Below are 21,033 nucleotides of genomic sequence, written 5' to 3'. Positions count from 1 at the left end.
TTTCTCTAATTAGCTACGCGAACATGCGAACAAAAAGCGCTGGCAATGCCAGCGTTTTTTGTTTCTTAAATCAAAAAGTTATTATTCTAAAACAGTTGTTATGAAACAATAACTTTAACCAATTCGGTCACTTTATTAGTGATATCTTGAGGTGCTTTTTCAATAAATTTGATCTGATGCCCTAAAAAATCTAAAGATTTTACCTGATGAATAAGAATTGAACCCTTAGTAGATAACTCTGCGGGCAAAACGACTTCCAGTTTCATGCCTCTCACTGTGCTGGTGATTGGGACTACAACAGCAAATCCAGTATGTTCATTAAACATCTTGCGAGAAATTACGAATGCCGGGCGGCGTTTCATAATTTTTTTTCCTTCGCTCGGATCAAAATCTAGTGAGACAATATCTCCTTTATCGGGTATGTACATCAAAGCACTTCCTTACCCACAGGTTTAGCATTGAGCCATTCTTTATCTTCATCTGTTAACGTAAAATATTCTTTAGGGCTTCCGATTAACAGTGACTCAAGTGTCAGCTCTTCTTCAATAGGAGTAAGCACAATTTTGTTATCCTGAATAGATAGCTCTAACTTTGAACCGGTATGTAAATTCAAGGTCTTCACAATGGCTTTTGGGATACTAACAATATTAGCTCCGCCAGATTGGCGAATGACAACTGCGGTCATATTTTTCCCTCCTTTTATTTAAGTTATACAAAAGTATAATAATCTATCTATGTTTTACAAAAGTAAAACCTTCTTTTAAATCCCCTCACGCGTTTACCCATCCAGACAGGGCTGTTATGCTTGAACCTTCATATATCTAATAAAGGCAATTTCATGACAAAACCTTCTTTTGAATCTATTGAGGCACGTGCAAGCTACGGTATTGGTTTGCAGGTTGGACAACAATTGCAGGAATCCGGTTTGCAGGGGCTGGAGCCAGAAGCGTTGCTGGCAGGTCTGTGTGATGCACTGGAAAGTCGTACTCCGGCGCTTCCTGTGGAAGAACTGCATCGTGCTCTGCGTGAAGTACATGAGCGTGCTGACGGTGTTCGTCGTGAACGTCAGCAAACGATGGCAGAAGAAGGCAAAAAGTTTCTGGCAGAAAATGTACAGCGTGAAGGTGTGAGCAGCACTGAATCTGGTTTGCAGTTCTCCGTTCTGACTCAGGGTGATGGTGCAATTCCGGCTCGCAGCGACCGTGTTCGCGTTCATTACACTGGCCGCCTGATCGATGGCACAGTATTTGACAGCTCTGTACAGCGTGGAACACCAGCAGAATTTCCTGTCAGCGGCGTGATCCCGGGCTGGATTGAAGCGCTGACCCTGATGCCAGTCGGTTCCAAATGGGAACTCTATATTCCGCACAATCTGGCTTATGGCGAGCGTGGTGCCGGTGCTTCCATTCCTCCTTACAGCACTCTGATCTTTGAAGTAGAACTGCTTGAGATCCTGTAATTCTCATGAATAAAATAGCCGGATAACCGGCTATTTTATTTTAGAAAATGCAGAGGTGTATATGTTACAACAGATCTGCCAACTTGCACGGCAGGCAGGTGAAGCTATCCTGTCTATTTATCATGATGAGCAACCGTTGCAAATAAAACATAAAACGGATGATTCACCCGTTACTGCTGCGGATGTTGCCGCCCATAAGGTCATCAAAGCAGGGCTTGCACGTATTTCGCCTGATATTCCGCTGTTATCAGAAGAAGAGCCTCCAACATGGGATGAGAGAAAAAACTGGCGGCGTTACTGGCTGGTTGATCCACTGGACGGGACGAAAGAATTCATTAACCGAAATGGCGAATTTACGGTCAATATCGCACTGATTGAGGATGGTGCTCCTGTTATGGGAGTCGTGTATGTCCCTGTATCTGATGTTCTTTATTCAGGGCATGAGCGGCACGCATGGAAGGAAACCAGCGGGCAGAGATTGCCTATCAAAGTTGTTTCTGCAACGCCACCAACGGTTGTGGTCAGCCGTTCTCATATGGATGATGAGCTGAGGGATTACCTGACTCAGTTAGGCACTCATAACACGCTGTCAGTCGGGTCTTCACTTAAATTTTGCATGGTGGCTGAAGGAAAAGCTCAACTTTATCCTCGCTTCGGGCCAACGAATATCTGGGATACCGCCGCAGGCCATGCCGTTGTAATTGCCGCTGGTGGGCATGTCACCGATTGGGCAGGTAAAACACTGGACTATACGCCGCGTGAATCGTTTTTAAACCCAGGGTTTAGGGTGACGATTTTTTAATGGGGTAAAGTGATAATGGTTCCTGACGAAACCATTATCACCAGCCAGCATAATAAGTATTTTTTAAGATGGTCGATTAACTTTTCACTTCTTCTTTGATCAAGGCAAGGATATGCTGGATATCTTCATTGTTCAATTTGCCATCTTTAACAAACTGCACGATACCGTTTTTATCCAGCACAATAATCGCTGAACTTTTAGGCTCCAGTCCCCATGCTTTTTGGGCAACACCATCACTATCGACAATAAATTGTGACCAAGGGAACTCTTTTTTACTGTCTTCGAGGCTGCTACGGACAAAAGCACTGGTACCGAAGATAGCATCATCGGTGTTCACAATACTGGTTGTCTGATACTTATCTTTCGGAAGGTCGGCTGCTTTTAAAGCCTGAATGAGCGGATCATTCATTTCTTTGGCAGAGCTGCGTCCTGCAATATGTTGAATTGTCCTGACTTTTCCCGGTAGTTCAGCACTGCTCCATTGCTGATAGCTAAACTTACCATTGTTGAGAAGGAGTTCACCCTTGTCTGCTATGATTACAGCAGGCACAGGTTGCCCGACAGTGATGTTATGAGCGAATGCAGTAATTGAAGTTAAACTCAATATTAAAGATAACACTATGTTTCTTAGCATATTTATTCCTTACTTAGCATGATGTGATATGTTATCAGGGAGTATCATACACAGCATAGCGCCTGTTAACTGGTCTGCTCTCATAAAGTAAAACAATTTGATAACATTTAAAATAAAATACACGATAACCCGCAGCAAGGATAACATAATGCTCTATTTTTTCATTATGTTAAGCTAAAATAGTGATTGAATCTTCACTACTTGGGAACGAATTTCCAGATACAGAGTCTATAGAACGTACACAGTAGTGATGTGCCTTTTGATTCACTAATTGCACAGTACAGAAAAAGAGTATCGTAAGAAGCATGGAGGAGTAACAAAGAGATGAAAATCTTTCAGCGCTATAATCCACTAAAAATTGCTCTCTACGTAAAGACCCTATTTCGTGGGCGGTTATACATCAAAGATATGGGTGCCTTTGAATTTAATTATGGGAAAATTCTGCCTCCCAAAATAAAAGATAAACGCCATTTCAGTGTCATGAGTGAAGTTAACCAGCATGTGTTGCTTCTACAGTCCGAAATGGGATAGTTTGAGAAAAAATTTGGGAACTGAATAAACGGCCTTTCGGCCGTTTTTTATTGAGAATTATTCTGATACTGCCTGTTCTGTGGGGGTGCTGGAAGAAGCTGGGATATCGCCAATTTTGGTTACCAGTAATTGGTCTATTTTGTAATTATCAATATCTACCACTTCAAATTTATATCCGCTGAACTTCACATAATCGGTACGCTTTGGAATCTTCCTCAGACGGAACATCATAAAACCGGCAATAGTTTCATAATTGCTGGAATCCGGGAAATCTTCAATATCCAGAACCCGTAACACGTCTTCTATAGGCGTGCCGCCTTCTACCAACCAGGAATTTTCATCACGGACAACAATCTGTTCTTCCTGTCCCTGACCAATTAAATCTCCCATTAAAGTGGTCATAACGTCATTCAGCGTTATTACTCCCATCACCAGTGCGTATTCATTCAGAATGATGGCAAAATCTTCTCCGGCTACTTTGAAGCTTTCCAGTGTGTCAGATAGCGAAAGGGTATCTGGGATCATCAACGCATTGCGGATTTGAACACCATTTTTCAGGCTGAGGCTTTGCCCACTCAGAACGCGGTTCAGTAAATCTTTGGAATCTACATAACCAATCACGTGGTCGATATCGCCATCACAAACAAGGAACTTTGAGTGTGGGTGAGTAGAGATCTTTTCTTTGATGCTGTTTTCGTCTTCATTCTTATCAAAATACACCACACTCTCACGAGAAGTCATGGCTGATGGAACTGTGCGAGATTCCAGCTCGAAAACATTTTCAATTAATTCATGCTCTTGTTTACGCAATACACCTGCAACAGCGCCTGCTTCAACTACAGCATAAATATCATCAGAGGTAATATCTTCATTGCGTGCCAGCGGAATTTTGAAAATCTTGAATATATAGTCAGCCAGCCCATTAAATAGCCAGACTAAAGGACGTGATATTGCCAGACAAAAACGCATTGGATTAACAATCCTGATAGCAACGGCTTCAGGCTTAATCATTCCAAGACGCTTAGGTGCCAGATCAGCGAGCAGAATAAAAAAACTGGTTACGATAATAAAAGAGCAGATGAAGCCAAGTTGTTCTGCCCACTCGTGAGGTATGAAGTTAGCCAATAATGACTTAATGGCAGGAGAAAAAGCCGATTCTCCAACAACACCAGCAAGGATTGCAACGGCATTCAGGCCAATTTGTACGACAGTAAAAAATCTGCCCGGTGTTTCCTGTAGCTTAAGAACCCGGGCAGCATTAATATTTCCCTCATTAACCATCAGCTTTAGTTTGATTCTTCTTGAGGCGGCCAGAGAAATTTCAGATAACGAAAAAAATGCGCTAATGGCACAAAGTAATAATATGATTAATAAACTGTTTAACATAGAGTGTCCGTGTTTTATCTTCAGTGGCAGGGTAGTTTTTATTTGAATAACACTGAAGAAAGAAGTGAAAAATTACACAAATAAACACTTACGGCAATAGTAGTATGCCGTAAGATAAATGAGTTTAGTCAGATAATTATAACATTGGGTTGACTAAATTGGCTAGTTTCTGGACGTGGGCGGAAAGCAGATACCTGTTCCTCCCAGTCCACAGTATCCTTCAGGATTTTTCATCAGGTATTGCTGGTGATAATCTTCCGCAAAATAGAATGGCCCGGCTGCTTTGATCTCTGTGGTGATCGCGCGTTGATCACTATTCTCATCCATCGCCAGTTGATATTGTTCGCGACTGGCGACTGCCTGAGCATATTGTTCAGGAGAAACGGTATAAAGGGCTGAACGATATTGTGTACCAATATCACCATGCTGACGCATACCCTGTGCAGGATCGTGATTTTCCCAGAATAGTTTTAATAATTGGCTATAGGTAATTTTAGCCGGGTCAAACACAATTCTGACAATTTCAGTATGCCCGGTTAACCCTGAGCAAACTTCTTCATAGGTCGGATTCGGTGTTATGCCACCGCTGTAACCGGCAGAAGTGCTATAAACCCCTTCTTGCTGCCAGAACAGGCGTTCGGCTCCCCAGAAACAGCCCATTCCGACATAAGCTATCTCCATATTTTCAGGAATGTTATCTATCGCATGCTGTGTAACGTAATGATAGGGTGATACAGTTAATGGCAATTCTCGACCAGCTAATGCACTCTGTTCAGAAACATGTTGGCTTTCGTTAGTTGAATTTGGCAAGATTCTCTCCTGTTTGTCATTTATTTTATGGTTATAGAGTTGCTTGTATATCTATAAAACTTTACCAAAATTAATTTATGGCAGTATTTTTATGCTGCTGAATATTACCCCTAAATAAAAATATCAGGAGTTAGCGTGTCACGATACTCTTTCATATTTGTGCTTTGTGTGTCTATCGCAACTCCATCGGCTTATAGTGCAAATTTACGATTGAAAGTGGAAGGACTTTCTGGCGAACTGGAAAAAAATGCCAGAGTGCAGCTCTCAAATATTAGTACTGATGAAGTTTCTCCCGATGGACGTTTCCGTGCCCGTGTCGAGAAAGCCATACGAAAAGGTCTCAGGCCACTGGGATATTATGAACCCACAATTGAGTTCACTTATCAGGAAAATACGCCGCCTTCCCGCCCTGTTTTAACAGCAAACGTCACTCTGGGAGAGCCGGTTCGGGTTGCTGGTGTTAAGGTTGATTTGGAAGGCGGAGCCAGAACAGATCCAGACTATGCGGCTATGATCAAAAAGAATATGCCGAAGGATGGGACGATCCTGAACCACGGTGAATATGAAAGTTTTAAGAGTGCGCTGAATAACCTTGCTCTCAGAAAAGGGTATTTTGATGCCGAAATGAAAAAAAGTGAGCTGGAAGTCTCTAAAGAACGGCATGAATCTTACTGGGATTTTGATTTCGATAGTGGTCAGCGTTATCGTTTTGGCCCGGTTAAATTTAAGGGCTCACAAATCCGCGAAAATTATCTGAATAATCTGGTGCCATTTAAAGAGGGTGATTACTACTCTTCGGAGGAACTGGCAGAACTTAACCGCCGTCTGGCGGATACCGGATGGTTTAATTCAGCGGTTGTCGTTCCTGATTTTAAAACAGGCCGGGAGAGTAAAAATAAGATATTACCATTGGATGCTTCATTAGTTCCCCGCTCTGCCAACTATGTTGAGTTAGGGGGAGGGTATGCAACCGATGTTGGCCCCCGCCTTCAGGCAAAATGGAAAAAGCCCTGGCTGAATTCCCGAGGGCATAGTTTAAGCACCAGCATCAATGTCTCGAAACGTGATCAAGTGATTGATGCATCTTATAAAATGCCGCTTAAGGCTAACCCGCTTGAACAATATTACGAATTGCAAACCGGTTATAAACGCAAAGATCTCAACGATACCACCTCTGATACAGCAACTTTAAACCTCTCCCGCAACTGGGATCTCTCTACCGGATGGCGTTATGGCGTCAATCTGCGCTGGAGCCTCAGCCACTTTACTCAGGCCAATGTGACTGATACAACAGCGTTGCTTTATCCGGGAGCAAATGTCAGCCGGATTCGTCAGCGCGGGGGCACAATGCCTTATTGGGGTGACAGTCAGCGTTATTCAATTGATGTCTCTGATACAACCTGGCGTTCAGATGTGGATTTTATGGTGTTGCAGGCTCATCACGTCTGGATCAGGACGTTGCGAGATAAACATCGTTTCGTTGTGCGGGGTGATCTGGGTTGGATAGAAACCAATCAATTTGAGCGAGTGCCACCTGATTTGCGTTTTTTCGCCGGTGGCGACCGCAGTATTCGTGGTTACAAGTATCAGAAAGTTTCACCTAAAGACAGTAGTGGTAAATTAACGGGTGCATCAAAACTGGTTATTGGCTCTCTGGAATATCAATACAATGTTCATGGTAATTGGTGGGGAGCCGTGTTTGCGGATACCGGCGAAGCAGTCAATGATATCAAAAGAAGCAATTTCAAAACCGGCGCAGGTATTGGCGTGCGTTGGGCTTCCCCTGTCGGGCCGATTAAATTCGATCTTGCCGCTCCTGTAGGAGACAAAAATAATCATGATATTCAGTTTTACATTGGGTTAGGGGCTGAACTATGAGGTGGGCCAAAAGAATTAGTATTGCTTTCCTGTTGATTGTTGGGCTGTTGCTGATAACAGTTGTAGGGTTAGTGAGTACACAAACCGGCCTGCATTTTATGATTAATAGTGCAACACGCTTGGTTCCGGGGTTGGAAATAGCGAATGTCAGTGGAGGCTGGCGCGATTTAACACTGAAAGGCATTAAATATAAGATGCCGGGTCTTGATGTTAATGCTGATAATCTGCATCTCTCGCTTCGGCTCTCATGTTTACATCGCAGCCATATCTGTGCTAATGCCCTGACAACGGAAGGTGTATCTGTTCTGGTGAATACCGCAGAGCTTCCACCATCAGAAAAATCACCGGATTCTGAGCCGTTAACTGAATTGAAAACACCGTATCCTATCGCACTGGATCTGCTTTCCTTAAAGAATATTCATGTCAGAGTCGATGATATGGCTATTGATTTAGGTGAATTTAAGGCGGGCGCACAGTGGCAGGAAAAGTATCTGACATTAAAACCAATACAAATCAGCAATCTTTTAGTTGCATTACCCAAAAATTCGGTTGAATCGGCTGAACAAAAACCCCGCTCAAAAACTGAATCTGAACAATCATTGGGTGAAGTGTTAAAGGCGCTGTTTTCTAAACCACTTCTGGCAGAATTGCCCGCTATTCCCATTCCTCTTGATATCACGGCAGAGAATATCCACGGTCGTCAGCTTCGCCTGACGGGAGATACCGATATCACCATCAATGATGTGGAACTGAAAGCCAGTAATCAGGGGCAGAATGTAGATATCAAGAATTTTAGCGTGAGTGCGCCGGAAGGCTCTCTTGCAATACAGGGAACGGTACAACTGGCTGAACAGTGGCCGGTAAAACTATCCGTTAAGGGTCATACCACACTGGAGCCTGTGAAAGGGCAGCATGTTGAGGCAAAACTGAATGGTGCCTTGCTACAGCAACTTAATCTGATATTGAATCTTGCAGGGCCTGTGGATGCTGATCTGGATATTAAGGCTGAATTGGCCAAAGCAAACCTGCCTATTCACCTGAAACTGGCAAGTAAACACTTACAGTGGCCATTGACGGGAAAAGCGGAATACCAGCTGAATGATATCAGGTTAAACCTGCATGGTAAGGCCAGCGATTATGACCTTTCCCTGCGTTCTGATATTAAGGGGAATGAACTGCCTCCGGCATTATTGTTGCTGGATGCTAAGGGGAATGAAGAGCTGCTCCGGCTCACTCGCCTGCGTCTGTCGGCATTACAGGGTAATGCCGATCTCACTGGCGTGGTTGACTGGAGTAAAGCCATTAGCTGGAATGCTCAGTTGCACTTGCATGGTATTGATACTGAGAAACAGTGGCCGGAATGGCCTGCCAGAATAGATGGCAGGGTAGCGATTCGCGGTAGCTTATATGGTGGAAGCTGGCAGCTCCAGCTACCTGAAATTATGCTTGATGGCCATGTAAAACAGAACAATATCAAAATGCGGGGTAAAGTTTCCGGCAATGCGGCGGGGCAATGGGATATCCCTCAATTTAACTTCATCTTTGGCCGCAATACGCTGGATGTTCAAGGCCGTCTTACAGATGAAAAGTGGGATCTGGATGGCGATATTCATGCGCCAGAGTTAAATGGCCTGTTACCGGGTCTATCTGGTGTGGTTATGGGGAATATGAAGCTGCGTGGCAACCTCAAAGCCCCTCAGGTAGTGGCCGACTTAAACGCGCGTGGTGTTCGCTGGCAGAATGATTTGTCAGTGGATAGCGCGGTCGTTAAAGGTGATTTGCGTTCAACTGATCAAATTGAAGGCCGGTTATCCGTCATCATCCGGCAACTGAAACAGGCCGATCTGGCGATTAATAATCTGGAGCTGAATGCCAAGGGCACAGAAAGACAGCATGAACTGCAATTACGGGTGGATGGAAATCCTGTATCAGGCCGTCTGGCTCTGAATGGCAGTTTTGATCGCAAACAGGAACGCTGGAAGGGCAGTATCAATAATACCTATTTTGATACGCCTGTTGGCGAGTGGCGCTTAAGCAAGGCAGTAACGGTTGATTACCGGAATTCCCAGCAAAAAGTGCTCATTGGCACGCACTGCTGGTTGAACCCGAATGCTCAGCTCTGTATCCCGAAACCGATTGAAGCGGGTAGCAGCGGACAGGCGGATATCGTATTGGAGCGTTTTGATCTTGCCATGATCCAGCCATATCTGGATAAGACAACTCAGCTGAAAGGGATATTCAGTGGTGATGCTAATATCAAATGGACGGAAGGACACCAGTTACCACAGTTAAAAGTGGCGCTTGAAGGTGATGGTGTTCAGCTCCGCCAAGCGGTGGAAGGCTCGACATTTCCCGTTGATTTTGACATGTTGACACTGAATGCTGGTCTGAAAAACGGCAAAGTTGATTTATCGTGGCTGTTTAAACTGACAGGCAATGGACAATTAGATGGTCATGTTCAGATAGACGATTTGGATGGTAGTCGTAAGTTATCCGGCAATATCGATGCTCGTTACCTTTCTCTTAAACTGATTAAACCCATTTTGGATAAAGGTGAAAAGGCTGACGGAAATTTGAATGCAAGCCTGCGTCTTGGAGGTAATGCCAAGAATCCATTGTTATATGGTTTTCTGAAGGCGGATGTTGTTCAGGTTAGTAGCCACTGGTTGCCATTTAATGTTAACCAAAGTCAGTTAGCAGTCTATTTTGATGGTGTCCGTTCGGATCTGGAAGGCGTAGTTAAAACCCCGCAGGGTCAGCTTAATCTCCACGGGAATGCTGACTGGCGTAATCTGAATGCCTGGCATGCGCGGGTTACAGCATATGGCGATAAAGTACGGGTGACTGTACCGCCAATGGTCAAAATTGATGTCAGTCCTGATTTGGTTTTTGAGGCAACACCTCAACTATTGAAGCTAAATGGCAATGTGGGTATCCCATGGGCTCGCATCACTGTACAGGAGCTGCCTGAATCTGCTGTAGGTATTTCTTCTGACGAAGTTATGTTGGATAAAAATCTTCAGCCGATAGAAAAGAAAAAGTCTTCCATTTTGATTCAAAGTAACTTAAATATTCACATAGGTAATGATGTTCGCCTGAGTGCATTTGGCTTGAATGCTCAGTTGAAAGGGGACCTGAAAGTGATTCAGGATCAACAAGGGCTGGCGCTGAATGGTCAAATTGATATTCCGGATGGTCAATTTCGCGCTTATGGGCAGGATTTACAGGTGCGCAAGGGGCTGATTATGTTCTCTGGCCCACCGGATCAACCTCTGTTGAATATTGAAGCAATCCGCAATCCTGAATCGACAGCGAATAATGTTATCGCTGGTGTGAGAGTGATGGGGCTGGCAGATAAGCCTAAAATTGAAATTTTCTCTGAACCGGCTAAATCGCAACAGGAAGCACTTTCTTACCTGTTGCGTGGTGAAGGTTTAGAGAAGGGGGGCTCTGACAACTCCCAGATGACTTCTATGCTGATCGGCCTCGGCGTTGCCCAGAGTGGTAAATTAGTAGGCAAGATAGGTGAAACCTTTGGTGTCTCTGATCTGGCTCTGGATACACAGGGAATTGGTGACAAATCGCAGGTTGTTGTGAGTGGTAAGATTACCAACAACTTACAGGTAAAATATGGTGTTGGCATTTTTGATTCACTGGCCACTCTGACCCTGCGTTACCGAGTAATGCCAAGATTGTATCTGGAAGCGGTATCTGGTATTGATCAGGCTTTAGATCTGCTCTATGAGTTTGAGTTTTAAAGATGCGAGTTATTGTTTATGGTAGCCTGAGGCGCAAACAGGGTAATCACCACTGGATGACCTATGCCCAACTCTTAGGAGAGCATCGGCTGGAGGGGTATGAAATTTATGACCTGGGGCATTATCCCGCGGTAGTCCGCGGCGAAGGTACTCTTGAATGTGAAATTTATCGCATTACATCATCCATTTTGACTGAACTGGATGATTTGAAAAAGAATACTCAGGAATATCAAAGGGAATTGATCAAAACCCCCTATGGCAGCGCATGGATTTATTTATATATGTTATCTGTCGACGGGCTTCCCCGAATAGAGAGTGGTGACTGGCTGAAACGTCACGAAGAAAAATAACGATCTATAATTTTTTAGGATCACTTTAATTGACTGACTAAATAAAAACCTCTGTGCTGATAAGAACACAGAGGTTTTTTACGTTCAAAACTTGCTGTTATCCGTCAGGATTATTTTTTCGCAGCACGTTCGAAAGAAGACAGGATTTCAGCTTTAGCTGCGTCAACATTTTCCCAGCCGTCAACTTTTACCCACTTGCCTTTTTCCAGATCTTTATAGTGTTCAAAGAAGTGAGTGATCTGAGAGCGCAGCAGTTCTGGCAGATCGTTCACATCTTTAATGTGATCGTATTCTTTGCTCAGTTTAGTATGAGGAACGGCAACCACTTTTGCATCTTCACCGGACTCATCGGTCATTTTCAGCACACCAACCGGACGGCAACGGATAACGGAGCCAGGCTGCAATGGGTATGGAGTTGGAACCAGTACGTCAACCGGATCACCATCAAGAGACAGTGTATTGTTGATGTAACCGTAGTTGCATGGATAGAACATAGCAGTTGCCATGAAACGGTCTACAAACAGAGCGCCAGAATCCTTGTCCACTTCATATTTAATTGGATCAGCGTTTGCTGGGATCTCAATGATAACGTAGATATCTTCTGGCAGTTCTTTGCCCGCCGGTACGTTGTTCAGGCTCATAAAAGGTTTCCTTTAATTTCAAACCAAAATGGAGTGCCGAGTATTATAGCCAAAACAGACTTAAAGTAATTCCATTTTTCTGATCCAAAGAGTGAACCATAATTTATGACAGGTGTGTTTCTTTCGCGGTCATTTTCGGTTTAAAAAATAACAGGTGAAGGTAACTGCTAACGCAAGCCCGGCTAAAAGTAAGGTCAGAACCTGATATCCCTGAGCCAATGTATCAAAACGAGCTAATAAGAATACAGCAAAAGCGATACCACAGGCTCCTCCTATATTATGGATAGTCCATGAAGTTCCCATGGCAACGGCTGCTTGTTCACGAGGCAGAGAACTTAGTGCAATTAGCGTTGATGGCCCAAGGATTGATCCCCATCCCATGCCAAATAGCAGTAGTGGAGCAATGAACCACCAAGCGTTTGCTTGTGTTGATGCGAGTGCGAGTAAAATGGCAGCAGCTACAAATAGTAGTAAGCCAGCCAGAATGATTCGAGATGGCCCAAATTTTTCACTGCGACGACCTATCCAGGGTGAGGTTAAGGCAAACATGACTGTAGCAGGCAGCAGGAACAACCCTATCTCGATATCATTTTTTCCCAGTTGCCCTGCGAAAAAAATAGGTAATGTCAGCAAAATTATGCAGTAGAAAAAAGCAAGGAAAAATGTTGCAAGTAAAGCCGAGATAAAATGCATTTTACGGAAAAAATGGAATTCAACAATAGGAGCTGGTGTTTTTAACTCGTGCCATATAAAAATAAGCAGAGATATTATTGCGATAGATAATAAACTCCATTGTTGTAGGGAGTTTCCATCTAAAGAAAAGTAGCTGACCAAACTCATAAGAAAAATGATTAGAGTGATACAGCCAAGGGTATCTAATTTCTTTATTTGTTTAGTTTTATATTCAGGAACAGACCAAATGCACAGAATAGTGCTTACAATGATAAAGGGGATATTTATCAAGAAAGCATAGCGCCAATTGATAATGCCTGAAAATAATCCACCGATAATAGGCCCGACTGCAAGACCAAGCCCATTAACACCAAATAATATACCAAGCGCCTTTCCCTGTTCATTTTCATTAAATAAATAAGAAATGATAGCTCCAGAAACAGTATAGAGAATTGCACAGCCGATGCCCTGAATAAATCTAAATATAGTAAGAGCAGCAAGGTTGGTTGCGAGGCCAACAAATAATGATGCTACTCCAAACAGGATTAACCCCCAGATGAGTATTTTTTTACGGCCACAGCTATCTGCTAATGTTCCAACCGGAACCATAAAAGCAGAAAGGGCTATCATAAAGACAGAAGTCACCCATTGTGTTTCTCTTAACGGAGTACTAAATTCACGACCAATGGCAGGAAGGATAGTATTTACAACAGTGAGATCTATACACCCAAGAAAGCTTGCAATACATATTCCTATTAATCCAATATATTTTCGGATTACGATTGGTTCACTCATTTACTAATTCCTTTTGTTCTATATTAATAAAAGGTTGTGATATCTTTTTAAATTTTAAAGAGAGCCAGTTAGCATATCTATCCTGTGATTCTTCTACAAAAATTTCCCTGGTTTTACTCATTGCAGTCATTATTGGGTAGTAGGTGATTATATTTTAGAGATTTTATGTCAGTTTATATGATGTTTTTATTATTACTTTGTAGAAAAACAAAAAATAACATAGGGAAATAAATGAAAATTAAATAAGGGGTTAAATAGGGAATGATGATTTTTGAATGGGTTTCTATTATTGAAAATAATAAATAGTTAGCAACTTTACAGGTTGGAATTATAATTATCACCGGAGTTGAAGAGGCGAAAATTCGCCTCTTGAATTAGCAGTTTAATAAATCGATTTATTCTTCTGGGAACTCAGCCATAAAACTTTCGGCTTTTTCCACCATCGATTTGGTTCCGACAAACAGCGGAACGCGCTGGTGCAGTTTGCTTGGGGTGATATCCAGAATTCGGTTTGTGCCGTCACTGGCTTTACCGCCAGCCTGTTCTGCCAGAAATGCAATCGGGTTGCACTCATACAGTAGGCGTAGCTTGCCGGTCGGGTGGGTGGCTGTGCTTGGGTAAATGTAAATACCGCCTTTCAGCAAATTGCGGTGGAAATCAGCAACCAGTGAACCGACATAACGGGTGGTGTAAGGGCGCTGAGTTTCTTCATCCTGCTCCTGACAATATTTGATGTACTTTTTCACGCCCAGAGGGAATTTAATGTAGTTCCCTTCGTTAATGGAATACATATTGCCTTTTGCCGGGAACTGAACTTTTTCATGAGTCAGGCAGAATACACCCAGAGAAGGATCGTAAGTGAAGGTATGCACACCACAGCCAGTGGTATAAACCAGCATGGTTGATGAGCCGTAAACGACATAACCCGCCGCAACCTGACGATGTCCCGGTTGCAGAAAGTCCTCTTCAGTAACCGACTGCCCGATCGGTGTAATTCGGTGGTAAATAGAGAAAATAGTACCGACGGAAACGTTTACATCAATATTCGAAGAACCATCCAGTGGGTCCATCAAAACAACATATTTTGCATTTTCTGCCCGGTCGCCATCAAAGATAACGATGTCGTCTTCTTCTTCAGAAGCGATACCAGCTACTTCACCACGGGCTTTTAATGCAGCCTTGAGTTTTTCATTGGCATACAAGTCCAGTTTCATCTGAGCTTCACCCTGAACATTGGAAACACCGCTAGTGCCCAGAATATCTACCAGACCCGCTTTATTGATGTCCCGATGAATGATTTTGGCACCCAGTTTGATAGCAGAAAGTAATGCGGTCAATTCACCTGTAGCATGAGGAAAGTCGTGCTGTTTCTCGACGATGAATTCGCCTAATGTTTTCATGACGAAGGCCCTGATTTGGTTGTTATTTCAAAAGAGTGCAGCATATTAGTGTTGCACTTAAGTGCGGGCAGTTTAGCTAAAGAATAGAATGATTGATAGGCCATTGCATTTCTAATCTATGATTTGATGGTTAGAATAGTGATACACTTCATGCTATCAGTCAGAAATAAAAGCGGATAGAAATAAATGCGTATTCATATTCTTGGCATCTGCGGTACTTTCATGGGAGGGCTGGCAATCCTCGCCCGCTCGTTAGGTCACGAAGTTACCGGCTCCGACGCTAATGTGTATCCTCCTATGAGTACTCTGCTGGAAAATCAGGGTATTCAACTGATCCAAGGATACGATCCTTCACAACTCAATCCTGTACCAGATATGGTGATCATCGGTAATGCCATGACGCGTGGTAATCCCTGCGTTGAGGCGGTTTTGGATCGTGGTATTCCTTACACATCCGGCCCGCAGTGGCTGCATGATCATGTTTTGCCGGAGCGCTGGGTTCTGGCGGTCGCAGGAACACATGGCAAGACCACAACAGCCGGAATGTTGGCATGGGTTCTGGAAGCCTGTGGCTATAAGCCGGGGTTTTTGATCGGCGGCGTACCGGGCAATTTTGAAGTTTCAGCACAGCTGGGTGAAAGCCCGTTTTTCGTGATTGAAGCGGATGAGTATGACAGCGCTTTTTTTGATAAGCGTTCAAAATTCGTCCATTACAGCCCCCGCACGCTCGTTATGAACAACCTTGAATTCGACCATGCTGATATTTTCGAAAATTTGGCGGCTATTCAAAAACAATTCCATCACCTTGTCAGAGTCGTGCCGGGAGTCGGTAAAATTCTTGCTCCTGATCACGACATTAATCTGAAACAGGTTATCGGCATGGGATGCTGGAGTGAACTGGAATATACCGGAGAAACCGGAAACTGGCAGGCAAAAAAAACGACTCAGGACAGCAGCACTTATCAGGTGTTCCATCATGGTGAGTTGGTTGGTGAAGTTAACTGGTCATTAGTGGGTGAGCATAATATGCATAATGGCCTGATGGCTATTGCAGCAGCTCACCATGTTGGAGTTCAACCTGCGGATGCTTGTCAGGTATTGGGTGATTTTATTAATGCCCGCCGCCGCCTGGAGTTACTTGGTCAGGTGAATGACATCTCTATTTATGATGATTTTGCCCATCATCCAACAGCAATTCTGGCAACACTGGAAGCGCTGAGAAGTAAAGTCGGCGGAATGGCCCGCATTATTGCTGTTCTGGAGCCGCGTTCGAACACAATGAAACTCGGTATGAGCAAAAATGAGATTGCTCCCTCTCTGGGGCGTGCAGATGAAGTTTTCCTGTATCAGCCGGGTAATATTCCGTGGCAGGTTGCTGAAATAGCTGAACAATGTGTGCAGTCCGCCCGCTGGAGTTCTGACATTGATGCGCTGGTACGTATGATTGCTGAATCAGCACAGCCGGGTGATCATATATTGATCATGAGTAACGGTGGATTTGGCGGAATTCATGGGAAATTACTGGAAGCATTAAACAAGAAGGCACAGGCGGCCTGATTTGAATATGAGAGGATCGCAATGATCAGGCGATCCTCTATGTTGCAATATGGTTTTTAGCCAATGATTAATTTACAGTTCTTGCTCAAACAAATTGATTATCGCTGTATAGAGCTGCTCCGTTGTAACAGTCTTTGTCGGGGTAGAAAAAACCGTATCATCCCCCGCGATGCTACCCAGTATCCCCTCCGCTTTACCTAATGAGTCCAGTAAGCGTGCAATTAACTGTGCTGCGCCCGGACTGGTACGAATAACCACGACTGAATGATTATAATCGACATCCAATACCAGATTTTTTAATGGGCTGGTGGCAGTAGGAACACCTAATTCAGCTGGCAGGCAGTAGACCATTTCCATTTTCGCATTGCGGGTTCTGACTGCACCAAATTTCGTCAGCATTCTGGAAACTTTAGACTGGTTAATGTTTTCAAAGCCTTCTTCCTGAAGTGCTGCAACAATCTCGCCCTGAGAGCTGAATTTTTCTTCTTTTAATAATGCTTTGAACGCTTTTACCAAATCTTCCTGTTTCGAAGGAATTCGCATATTTCACCATCTTTGAAGCAGTTATGAAGGCAATATTATGCAAAAGAGTGAATTTTTATGCAAGGAAGGTCGGGAAAGCCACAGACAGGCCGCATAATCACATCATTGAATCAGGTAAATGTATTGTTAATGAAATGGAATCGTCAGTAATCGGGGAGAAGAGTAGTTTAACCAGCTCATTAATTTATAAGATAACAAGAATAATTCCTAAAAAAGTGTCCGTTATCTCATTAACAGATAAGCATTTTGTCTAAAATAAAGAACTTTAGTGTTCCATCCTCAGGCTATTAGGTAGATAATCTGGCTGTTAACAGATTGTGTTTAATACGTAGTGATGAGTAAGGTGGAAGGCTTATCCCATACTGATATTGAGTATGATAAGTTGAGCCTCTTAACCAGACAGATTTCAGTTTATTACAGCACTTAATTTTTAAAGGAGTATCAGGATGAAAGTTGTAGTTCTCGGTGCAGCCGGTGGTATTGGTCAGGCACTTGCCCTTCTACTCAAGACCCAGCTTCCTTCAGGTTCAGAACTTTCTTTATATGACATTGCCCCGGTAACCCCTGGTGTGGCTGCCGATCTGAGCCATATCCCGACAGCAGTGAAGGTCACTGGTTTTGCGGGTGAAGATGCAACTCCGGCATTGGCAGGCGCAGATGTTGTATTGATTTCTGCTGGTGTGGCACGTAAACCTGGTATGGATCGCTCAGACCTGTTTAATATTAATGCAGGCATTGTCCGTAATCTGGTTCAGCAGATTGCTAAAACATGCCCGAAAGCATTAATCGGAATTATTACTAACCCTGTAAACACGACTGTAGCAATCGCTGCTGAAGTGCTGAAAAAAGAGGGTGTTTACGATAAAAACCGTCTGTTTGGTGTAACAACGCTGGATGTTATCCGCTCCAATACGTTTATTGCAGAGCTGAAAGGCAAGAAACCAGAAGAGTTGGAAGTGCCTGTGATTGGTGGCCACTCTGGAGTAACCATTCTGCCACTCCTGTCCCAGATCCCGGGTGTCAGCTTCACTGCTGAAGAAACTGAAGCTCTGACAAAACGTATCCAGAATGCGGGTACTGAAGTTGTTGAAGCAAAAGCAGGTGGCGGATCTGCAACTTTGTCTATGGGACAGGCTGCTGCCCGTTTCGGCCTTTCTCTGATCCGTGCTTTGCAGGGTGAAAGCAATGTTATCGAATGCAGTTATGTGGAAGGTGATGGCAAATACGCTCGCTTCTTCGCACAACCTGTTCGCTTAGGTAAAAACGGTATTGAAGAACATTTAGATATTGGTCAGCTGAGTGAGTTTGAACAAAACGCACTGAATAATATGTTAGACGTTCTGAAAAAAGATATTGAATTAGGCGAAAAATTTATTAATGGTTAATTTAATTAATTTTTAATTTATTAATATACGAATTAACTTAAATATATTAGATAACTAAAACCGCTAGCTTAAAAAAAGCCAGCGGTTTTTCTTTCAATAATTATATTGATAGCTAATTATTCTTTTTTCTCTCTGATTTTCCTTTCCAATAATTCTCCGGTATGGGGATCGAAATAACGGCTGGGCCATATTTCAGACGGATGAATACCTAAATAATTTGCTATTATCCATTCTCCCTTGGGCCATGGGCGAGAAAGAGTATTCGCCAAAGTTGATGAGCTTAATCCTGATTCACGCGAAACAGCGGCCAGAGTTGTTCCACGTTTACGTAAAGCAGCAATAATATCAGCAGGATGCCAATCCGATTTCATAGAAATCATTTTTTTAATCCTTTCCTATTAAATTTATAGCCACATTAGTGGTATAACTAAAGCGTTAGAGTGAAATTAATAACGAACATGGATCTGTTATTAAGAAAATAAAATAACATTATTTTTTCTAAAAATATTTCTAATTTTTTCTTAATAACTTCTTTTTTGAACTTGGTTACAAAAATAGAGAAACATTATGAAAAAAGAGTGGTATACGGCAATGGAGTTGACCGGTGTAGGTGAGTTACCTAGATCACCACAAGGAGTGAATGCCAGAGCGAAGCGTGAAGAATGGATGAGACAAAAGCGAGCGGGTGTTCAGGGGAGGGCAATTGAATATCACTATTCTTGTTTTCCTGAATCAACATTAAACGCTCTGGAACTTAATGAAATATCACCTGAATATCAGGTTCAGAAACAAGACCCTCTATCTATTTGGGTAAGTGCATTTAATTTACTCACGGATGAAGAAAAGGAGGTAATTACAGAAGTGATACTGAGAGACGGTATAAGAAGTTTTTTGGAAAAAATTATAGCTACCTGAGCCAGCTTTTGAAAAGCCAAGTTGAAAAACAAAGGGTATAAAATTTGGTTTTCTCTTTACTGCTCCGGTAAGAAGCGAGGAGAGAGAGATGAAAAAAGAATGGTATTCTGCAAAGGAGCTCATGGGCCTCGCTGGTCTGCCATCATCCCCTCAGGGGGTAAATCTGATGGCAAGACGTGAAGGCTGGGAACAGCGTCGTAAGCGTGGAGTACAGGGAAAAGCACTCGAATATCATGTCAACAGCCTGCCTGAAGATGTTCTGAGTGTACTGGCCCTCAGTGAAAGTTCGGTTGAGTATTATCGGAACAAACGGCAAGACCCGTTTATGATTTGGGTGGAAGCTTATTATCAATTGACCAAGCCCGAAAGGGAGCGAATGGTTAAGTTCATTTTACGGAAAGGGCTTGCCAGTCTTTTTCAATACACAGGAATTCAAGAAGTTGAGAACAAAGGCAGTATCCCAGACTGAATGGTCTGGGATACTGATTGCATAAGCTCAGGAAAGTCGCTGTACAGCGATATGAGCCAGTCCCACAAGGGCCGCCTTGTATGGAGACTCATCTAGTACTTGTAACGCTGAAATTGCCTTATCAGCTTCTTCCTCGGCTCGTTGGCGGGTGTAATTGAGTGAACCACACTGTTTCATCGTTGTAAGCACAGTATCCAGCAAATGGCGGCCATTTCCTTTTTCAATTGCTTCGCGGATCAATGCGGACTGCTCAGGGGTTCCGTGATTCATGGCATGTAAGAGCGGAAGTGTCGGTTTGCCTTCGTTCAGATCATCACCGGTATTTTTGCCGAGCGTACTATCATCGGAATCGTAATCTAAAAGATCATCGATCAACTGGAATGCGGTACCAAGATAGCGGCCATAATCACGCAGTGCTGCTTCCTGTGCCTGAGTTGCATTGGACAGAATAGCGGCAGAATGCGAGGCTACTTCAAATAAGCGGGCTGTTTTACTGTAAATGACACGCATGTAATCATCTTCCGAAATATCCGGGTCATTACAGTTCATCAACTGCATCACTTCGCCTTCTGCGATGACATTCGTCGCATCGGACATCAGTTTCAGTACGCGCATTGAGTTGAGATCCGTCATCATCTGAAACGAACGGGTATAGATAAAATCACCAACCAGAACACTGGCTGCATTGCCATACATGGCATTAGCCGTTGCTCGACCGCGACGCATATCGGATTCGTCTACAACATCATCATGAAGCAGGGTTGCTGTATGAATAAATTCGATCAGGGCAGCAACTTTGATATGTTTCTCTCCCTCATGACCCAGTGCCTTAGCAACCAGCACGGCAATCATCGGGCGAATACGCTTACCACCGCCGCTGATAATGTAATAGCCAAGCTGGTTGATAAGCGCAACATCAGAATTTAATTGGTTAAGAATGGTTTCATTAACCGCTGCCATATCATCAGCTGTAAGTTTAATTATCGATTCTAAGTTCATGTTTTGGCTTCGGACTCTGATTCAGAGCTGTGCTCATTAATTAGTATAT

General features: G+C 43.3%; 21 protein-coding genes. 10 read left to right on the top strand and 11 right to left on the bottom strand.

The genetic code is table 11. From position 1 onward, the window contains the following. Positions 1-98 precede the first annotated feature (98 nt). Positions 99-428: a type II toxin-antitoxin system PemK/MazF family toxin gene (locus Xinn_RS05145; protein ID WP_086955111.1), complete on the bottom strand. Its 330-nt coding sequence runs from the start codon at positions 426-428 to the stop codon at positions 99-101. Beyond that, positions 428-685, bottom strand: coding sequence for an AbrB/MazE/SpoVT family DNA-binding domain-containing protein (locus Xinn_RS05140; protein ID WP_086955112.1), 258 nt, complete (start codon positions 683-685; stop codon positions 428-430). The genes Xinn_RS05145 and Xinn_RS05140 overlap by 1 nt, the downstream gene beginning before the upstream one ends. Positions 686-838: 153 nt before the next feature. On the opposite strand from Xinn_RS05140, the gene bamJ reads away from it, so the two are divergent. Together bamJ and cysQ are read left to right on the top strand one after the other, a co-directional pair. After that, positions 839-1,459, top strand: a complete 621-nt coding sequence (gene bamJ, locus Xinn_RS05135; protein ID WP_086955113.1) for a BamJ family beta-barrel-assembly machinery protein — start codon at positions 839-841, stop codon at positions 1,457-1,459. 61 nt (positions 1,460-1,520) lie between these two features. Further along, positions 1,521-2,261: a 3'(2'),5'-bisphosphate nucleotidase CysQ gene (gene cysQ, locus Xinn_RS05130; protein ID WP_086955114.1), complete on the top strand. Its 741-nt coding sequence runs from the start codon at positions 1,521-1,523 to the stop codon at positions 2,259-2,261. A gap of 76 nt (positions 2,262-2,337) precedes the next feature. Here the strand turns inward: cysQ and Xinn_RS05125 are convergent, their stop codons facing one another. Next, positions 2,338-2,895, bottom strand: a complete 558-nt coding sequence (locus Xinn_RS05125; RefSeq protein ID WP_086955115.1) for a YtfJ family protein — start codon at positions 2,893-2,895, stop codon at positions 2,338-2,340. Positions 2,896-3,219: 324 nt separating this feature from the next. Between Xinn_RS05125 and Xinn_RS05120 the strand changes: the two genes are divergently transcribed. Next, positions 3,220-3,426 carry a DUF1107 domain-containing protein gene (locus Xinn_RS05120; protein ID WP_086955116.1) on the top strand — a complete coding sequence of 69 codons (207 nt, stop codon included), beginning with the start codon at positions 3,220-3,222 and terminating at the stop codon, positions 3,424-3,426. 57 nt (positions 3,427-3,483) lie between these two features. Here the strand turns inward: Xinn_RS05120 and paeA are convergent, their stop codons facing one another. Together paeA and msrA are read right to left on the bottom strand one after the other, a co-directional pair. Beyond that, the gene (gene paeA / locus Xinn_RS05115) at positions 3,484-4,812 is read right to left on the bottom strand and encodes a polyamine export protein PaeA (RefSeq protein WP_086955117.1); all 1,329 of its coding nucleotides are present in this window, start codon (positions 4,810-4,812) and stop codon (positions 3,484-3,486) included. Positions 4,813-4,974: 162 nt separating this feature from the next. Further along, positions 4,975-5,622 (bottom strand): peptide-methionine (S)-S-oxide reductase MsrA, encoded by a 648-nt coding sequence (gene msrA / locus Xinn_RS05110; RefSeq protein WP_086955118.1) that lies wholly within the window; start codon positions 5,620-5,622, stop codon positions 4,975-4,977. A 135-nt stretch (positions 5,623-5,757) separates the two neighbouring features. Between msrA and tamA the strand changes: the two genes are divergently transcribed. Genes tamA through Xinn_RS05095 form a run of 3 tightly spaced genes read left to right on the top strand, consistent with a single transcriptional unit; the run spans position 5,758 to position 11,608 of the window. Next, on the top strand, positions 5,758-7,500 hold the full coding sequence (gene tamA, locus Xinn_RS05105; RefSeq protein ID WP_086955119.1) for an autotransporter assembly complex protein TamA: 1,743 nt from the start codon (positions 5,758-5,760) through the stop codon (positions 7,498-7,500). Then, positions 7,497-11,258, top strand: coding sequence for an autotransporter assembly complex protein TamB (gene tamB / locus Xinn_RS05100; RefSeq protein WP_086955120.1), 3,762 nt, complete (start codon positions 7,497-7,499; stop codon positions 11,256-11,258). The genes tamA and tamB overlap by 4 nt, the downstream gene beginning before the upstream one ends. A gap of 2 nt (positions 11,259-11,260) precedes the next feature. Then, on the top strand, positions 11,261-11,608 hold the full coding sequence (locus Xinn_RS05095) for a gamma-glutamylcyclotransferase family protein (protein WP_086955121.1): 348 nt from the start codon (positions 11,261-11,263) through the stop codon (positions 11,606-11,608). A 110-nt stretch (positions 11,609-11,718) separates the two neighbouring features. Here the strand turns inward: Xinn_RS05095 and ppa are convergent, their stop codons facing one another. The 3 genes from ppa to fbp all read right to left on the bottom strand — a co-directional run bounded on the left by ppa (position 11,719) and on the right by fbp (position 15,116). Next, positions 11,719-12,249 carry an inorganic diphosphatase gene (ppa, locus tag Xinn_RS05090; RefSeq protein ID WP_086955122.1) on the bottom strand — a complete coding sequence of 177 codons (531 nt, stop codon included), beginning with the start codon at positions 12,247-12,249 and terminating at the stop codon, positions 11,719-11,721. Positions 12,250-12,378: 129 nt separating this feature from the next. Continuing rightward, the gene (locus tag Xinn_RS05085) at positions 12,379-13,716 is read right to left on the bottom strand and encodes an MFS transporter (RefSeq protein WP_086955123.1); all 1,338 of its coding nucleotides are present in this window, start codon (positions 13,714-13,716) and stop codon (positions 12,379-12,381) included. A gap of 395 nt (positions 13,717-14,111) precedes the next feature. Beyond that, positions 14,112-15,116: a class 1 fructose-bisphosphatase gene (fbp, locus tag Xinn_RS05080; RefSeq protein WP_086955124.1), complete on the bottom strand. Its 1,005-nt coding sequence runs from the start codon at positions 15,114-15,116 to the stop codon at positions 14,112-14,114. A gap of 186 nt (positions 15,117-15,302) precedes the next feature. On the opposite strand from fbp, the gene mpl reads away from it, so the two are divergent. Beyond that, positions 15,303-16,673: a UDP-N-acetylmuramate:L-alanyl-gamma-D-glutamyl-meso-diaminopimelate ligase gene (gene mpl, locus Xinn_RS05075; RefSeq protein WP_086955125.1), complete on the top strand. Its 1,371-nt coding sequence runs from the start codon at positions 15,303-15,305 to the stop codon at positions 16,671-16,673. A gap of 72 nt (positions 16,674-16,745) precedes the next feature. Here mpl and argR read toward each other — a convergent pair whose 3' ends face one another. After that, a complete protein-coding gene (argR, locus tag Xinn_RS05070; protein WP_086955126.1) occupies positions 16,746-17,216 on the bottom strand; it encodes a transcriptional regulator ArgR in 471 nt (156 codons plus the stop codon). Positions 17,217-17,662: 446 nt separating this feature from the next. Here argR and mdh point away from each other — a divergent pair, with 446 nt between their 5' ends. Continuing rightward, a complete protein-coding gene (mdh, locus tag Xinn_RS05060; protein WP_086955128.1) occupies positions 17,663-18,601 on the top strand; it encodes a malate dehydrogenase in 939 nt (312 codons plus the stop codon). Positions 18,602-18,717: 116 nt separating this feature from the next. Here the strand turns inward: mdh and Xinn_RS05055 are convergent, their stop codons facing one another. Continuing rightward, a complete protein-coding gene (locus Xinn_RS05055; RefSeq protein ID WP_086955129.1) occupies positions 18,718-18,981 on the bottom strand; it encodes a helix-turn-helix domain-containing protein in 264 nt (87 codons plus the stop codon). A 187-nt stretch (positions 18,982-19,168) separates the two neighbouring features. Between Xinn_RS05055 and Xinn_RS05050 the strand changes: the two genes are divergently transcribed. Continuing rightward, positions 19,169-19,516 carry a DNA-binding protein gene (locus Xinn_RS05050; protein ID WP_086955130.1) on the top strand — a complete coding sequence of 116 codons (348 nt, stop codon included), beginning with the start codon at positions 19,169-19,171 and terminating at the stop codon, positions 19,514-19,516. An 88-nt stretch (positions 19,517-19,604) separates the two neighbouring features. Further along, positions 19,605-19,985 carry a DNA-binding protein gene (locus Xinn_RS05045; protein WP_086955131.1) on the top strand — a complete coding sequence of 127 codons (381 nt, stop codon included), beginning with the start codon at positions 19,605-19,607 and terminating at the stop codon, positions 19,983-19,985. A 27-nt stretch (positions 19,986-20,012) separates the two neighbouring features. On the opposite strand, the gene ispB is transcribed toward Xinn_RS05045, so the two are convergent. Then, positions 20,013-20,984 (bottom strand): octaprenyl diphosphate synthase, encoded by a 972-nt coding sequence (gene ispB / locus Xinn_RS05040; protein WP_086955132.1) that lies wholly within the window; start codon positions 20,982-20,984, stop codon positions 20,013-20,015. Positions 20,985-21,033 lie beyond the last annotated feature (49 nt).

The sequence above is a fragment of the Xenorhabdus innexi genome (assembly GCF_002632485.1).
Lineage (GTDB): Bacteria > Pseudomonadota > Gammaproteobacteria > Enterobacterales > Enterobacteriaceae > Xenorhabdus > Xenorhabdus innexi.
This window is presented reverse-complemented; position numbering and strand designations above follow the sequence as displayed.

What these genes read in the sequence shown, in the direction of transcription:
- Xinn_RS05145 (WP_086955111.1), bottom strand. Translation starts at nt 428, where the DNA reads ATGTACATACCCGATAAAGGAGATATTGTCTCACTAGATTTTGATCCG.
- Xinn_RS05140 (WP_086955112.1), bottom strand. Translation starts at nt 685, where the DNA reads ATGACCGCAGTTGTCATTCGCCAATCTGGCGGAGCTAATATTGTTAGT.
- bamJ (WP_086955113.1), top strand. Translation starts at nt 839, where the DNA reads ATGACAAAACCTTCTTTTGAATCTATTGAGGCACGTGCAAGCTACGGT.
- cysQ (WP_086955114.1), top strand. Translation starts at nt 1,521, where the DNA reads ATGTTACAACAGATCTGCCAACTTGCACGGCAGGCAGGTGAAGCTATC.
- Xinn_RS05125 (WP_086955115.1), bottom strand. Translation starts at nt 2,895, where the DNA reads ATGCTAAGAAACATAGTGTTATCTTTAATATTGAGTTTAACTTCAATT.
- Xinn_RS05120 (WP_086955116.1), top strand. Translation starts at nt 3,220, where the DNA reads ATGAAAATCTTTCAGCGCTATAATCCACTAAAAATTGCTCTCTACGTA.
- paeA (WP_086955117.1), bottom strand. Translation starts at nt 4,812, where the DNA reads ATGTTAAACAGTTTATTAATCATATTATTACTTTGTGCCATTAGCGCA.
- tamB (WP_086955120.1), top strand. Translation starts at nt 7,497, where the DNA reads ATGAGGTGGGCCAAAAGAATTAGTATTGCTTTCCTGTTGATTGTTGGG.
- Xinn_RS05095 (WP_086955121.1), top strand. Translation starts at nt 11,261, where the DNA reads ATGCGAGTTATTGTTTATGGTAGCCTGAGGCGCAAACAGGGTAATCAC.
- ppa (WP_086955122.1), bottom strand. Translation starts at nt 12,249, where the DNA reads ATGAGCCTGAACAACGTACCGGCGGGCAAAGAACTGCCAGAAGATATC.
- Xinn_RS05085 (WP_086955123.1), bottom strand. Translation starts at nt 13,716, where the DNA reads ATGAGTGAACCAATCGTAATCCGAAAATATATTGGATTAATAGGAATA.
- fbp (WP_086955124.1), bottom strand. Translation starts at nt 15,116, where the DNA reads ATGAAAACATTAGGCGAATTCATCGTCGAGAAACAGCACGACTTTCCT.
- mpl (WP_086955125.1), top strand. Translation starts at nt 15,303, where the DNA reads ATGCGTATTCATATTCTTGGCATCTGCGGTACTTTCATGGGAGGGCTG.
- argR (WP_086955126.1), bottom strand. Translation starts at nt 17,216, where the DNA reads ATGCGAATTCCTTCGAAACAGGAAGATTTGGTAAAAGCGTTCAAAGCA.
- mdh (WP_086955128.1), top strand. Translation starts at nt 17,663, where the DNA reads ATGAAAGTTGTAGTTCTCGGTGCAGCCGGTGGTATTGGTCAGGCACTT.
- Xinn_RS05055 (WP_086955129.1), bottom strand. Translation starts at nt 18,981, where the DNA reads ATGATTTCTATGAAATCGGATTGGCATCCTGCTGATATTATTGCTGCT.
- Xinn_RS05050 (WP_086955130.1), top strand. Translation starts at nt 19,169, where the DNA reads ATGAAAAAAGAGTGGTATACGGCAATGGAGTTGACCGGTGTAGGTGAG.
- Xinn_RS05045 (WP_086955131.1), top strand. Translation starts at nt 19,605, where the DNA reads ATGAAAAAAGAATGGTATTCTGCAAAGGAGCTCATGGGCCTCGCTGGT.
- ispB (WP_086955132.1), bottom strand. Translation starts at nt 20,984, where the DNA reads ATGAACTTAGAATCGATAATTAAACTTACAGCTGATGATATGGCAGCG.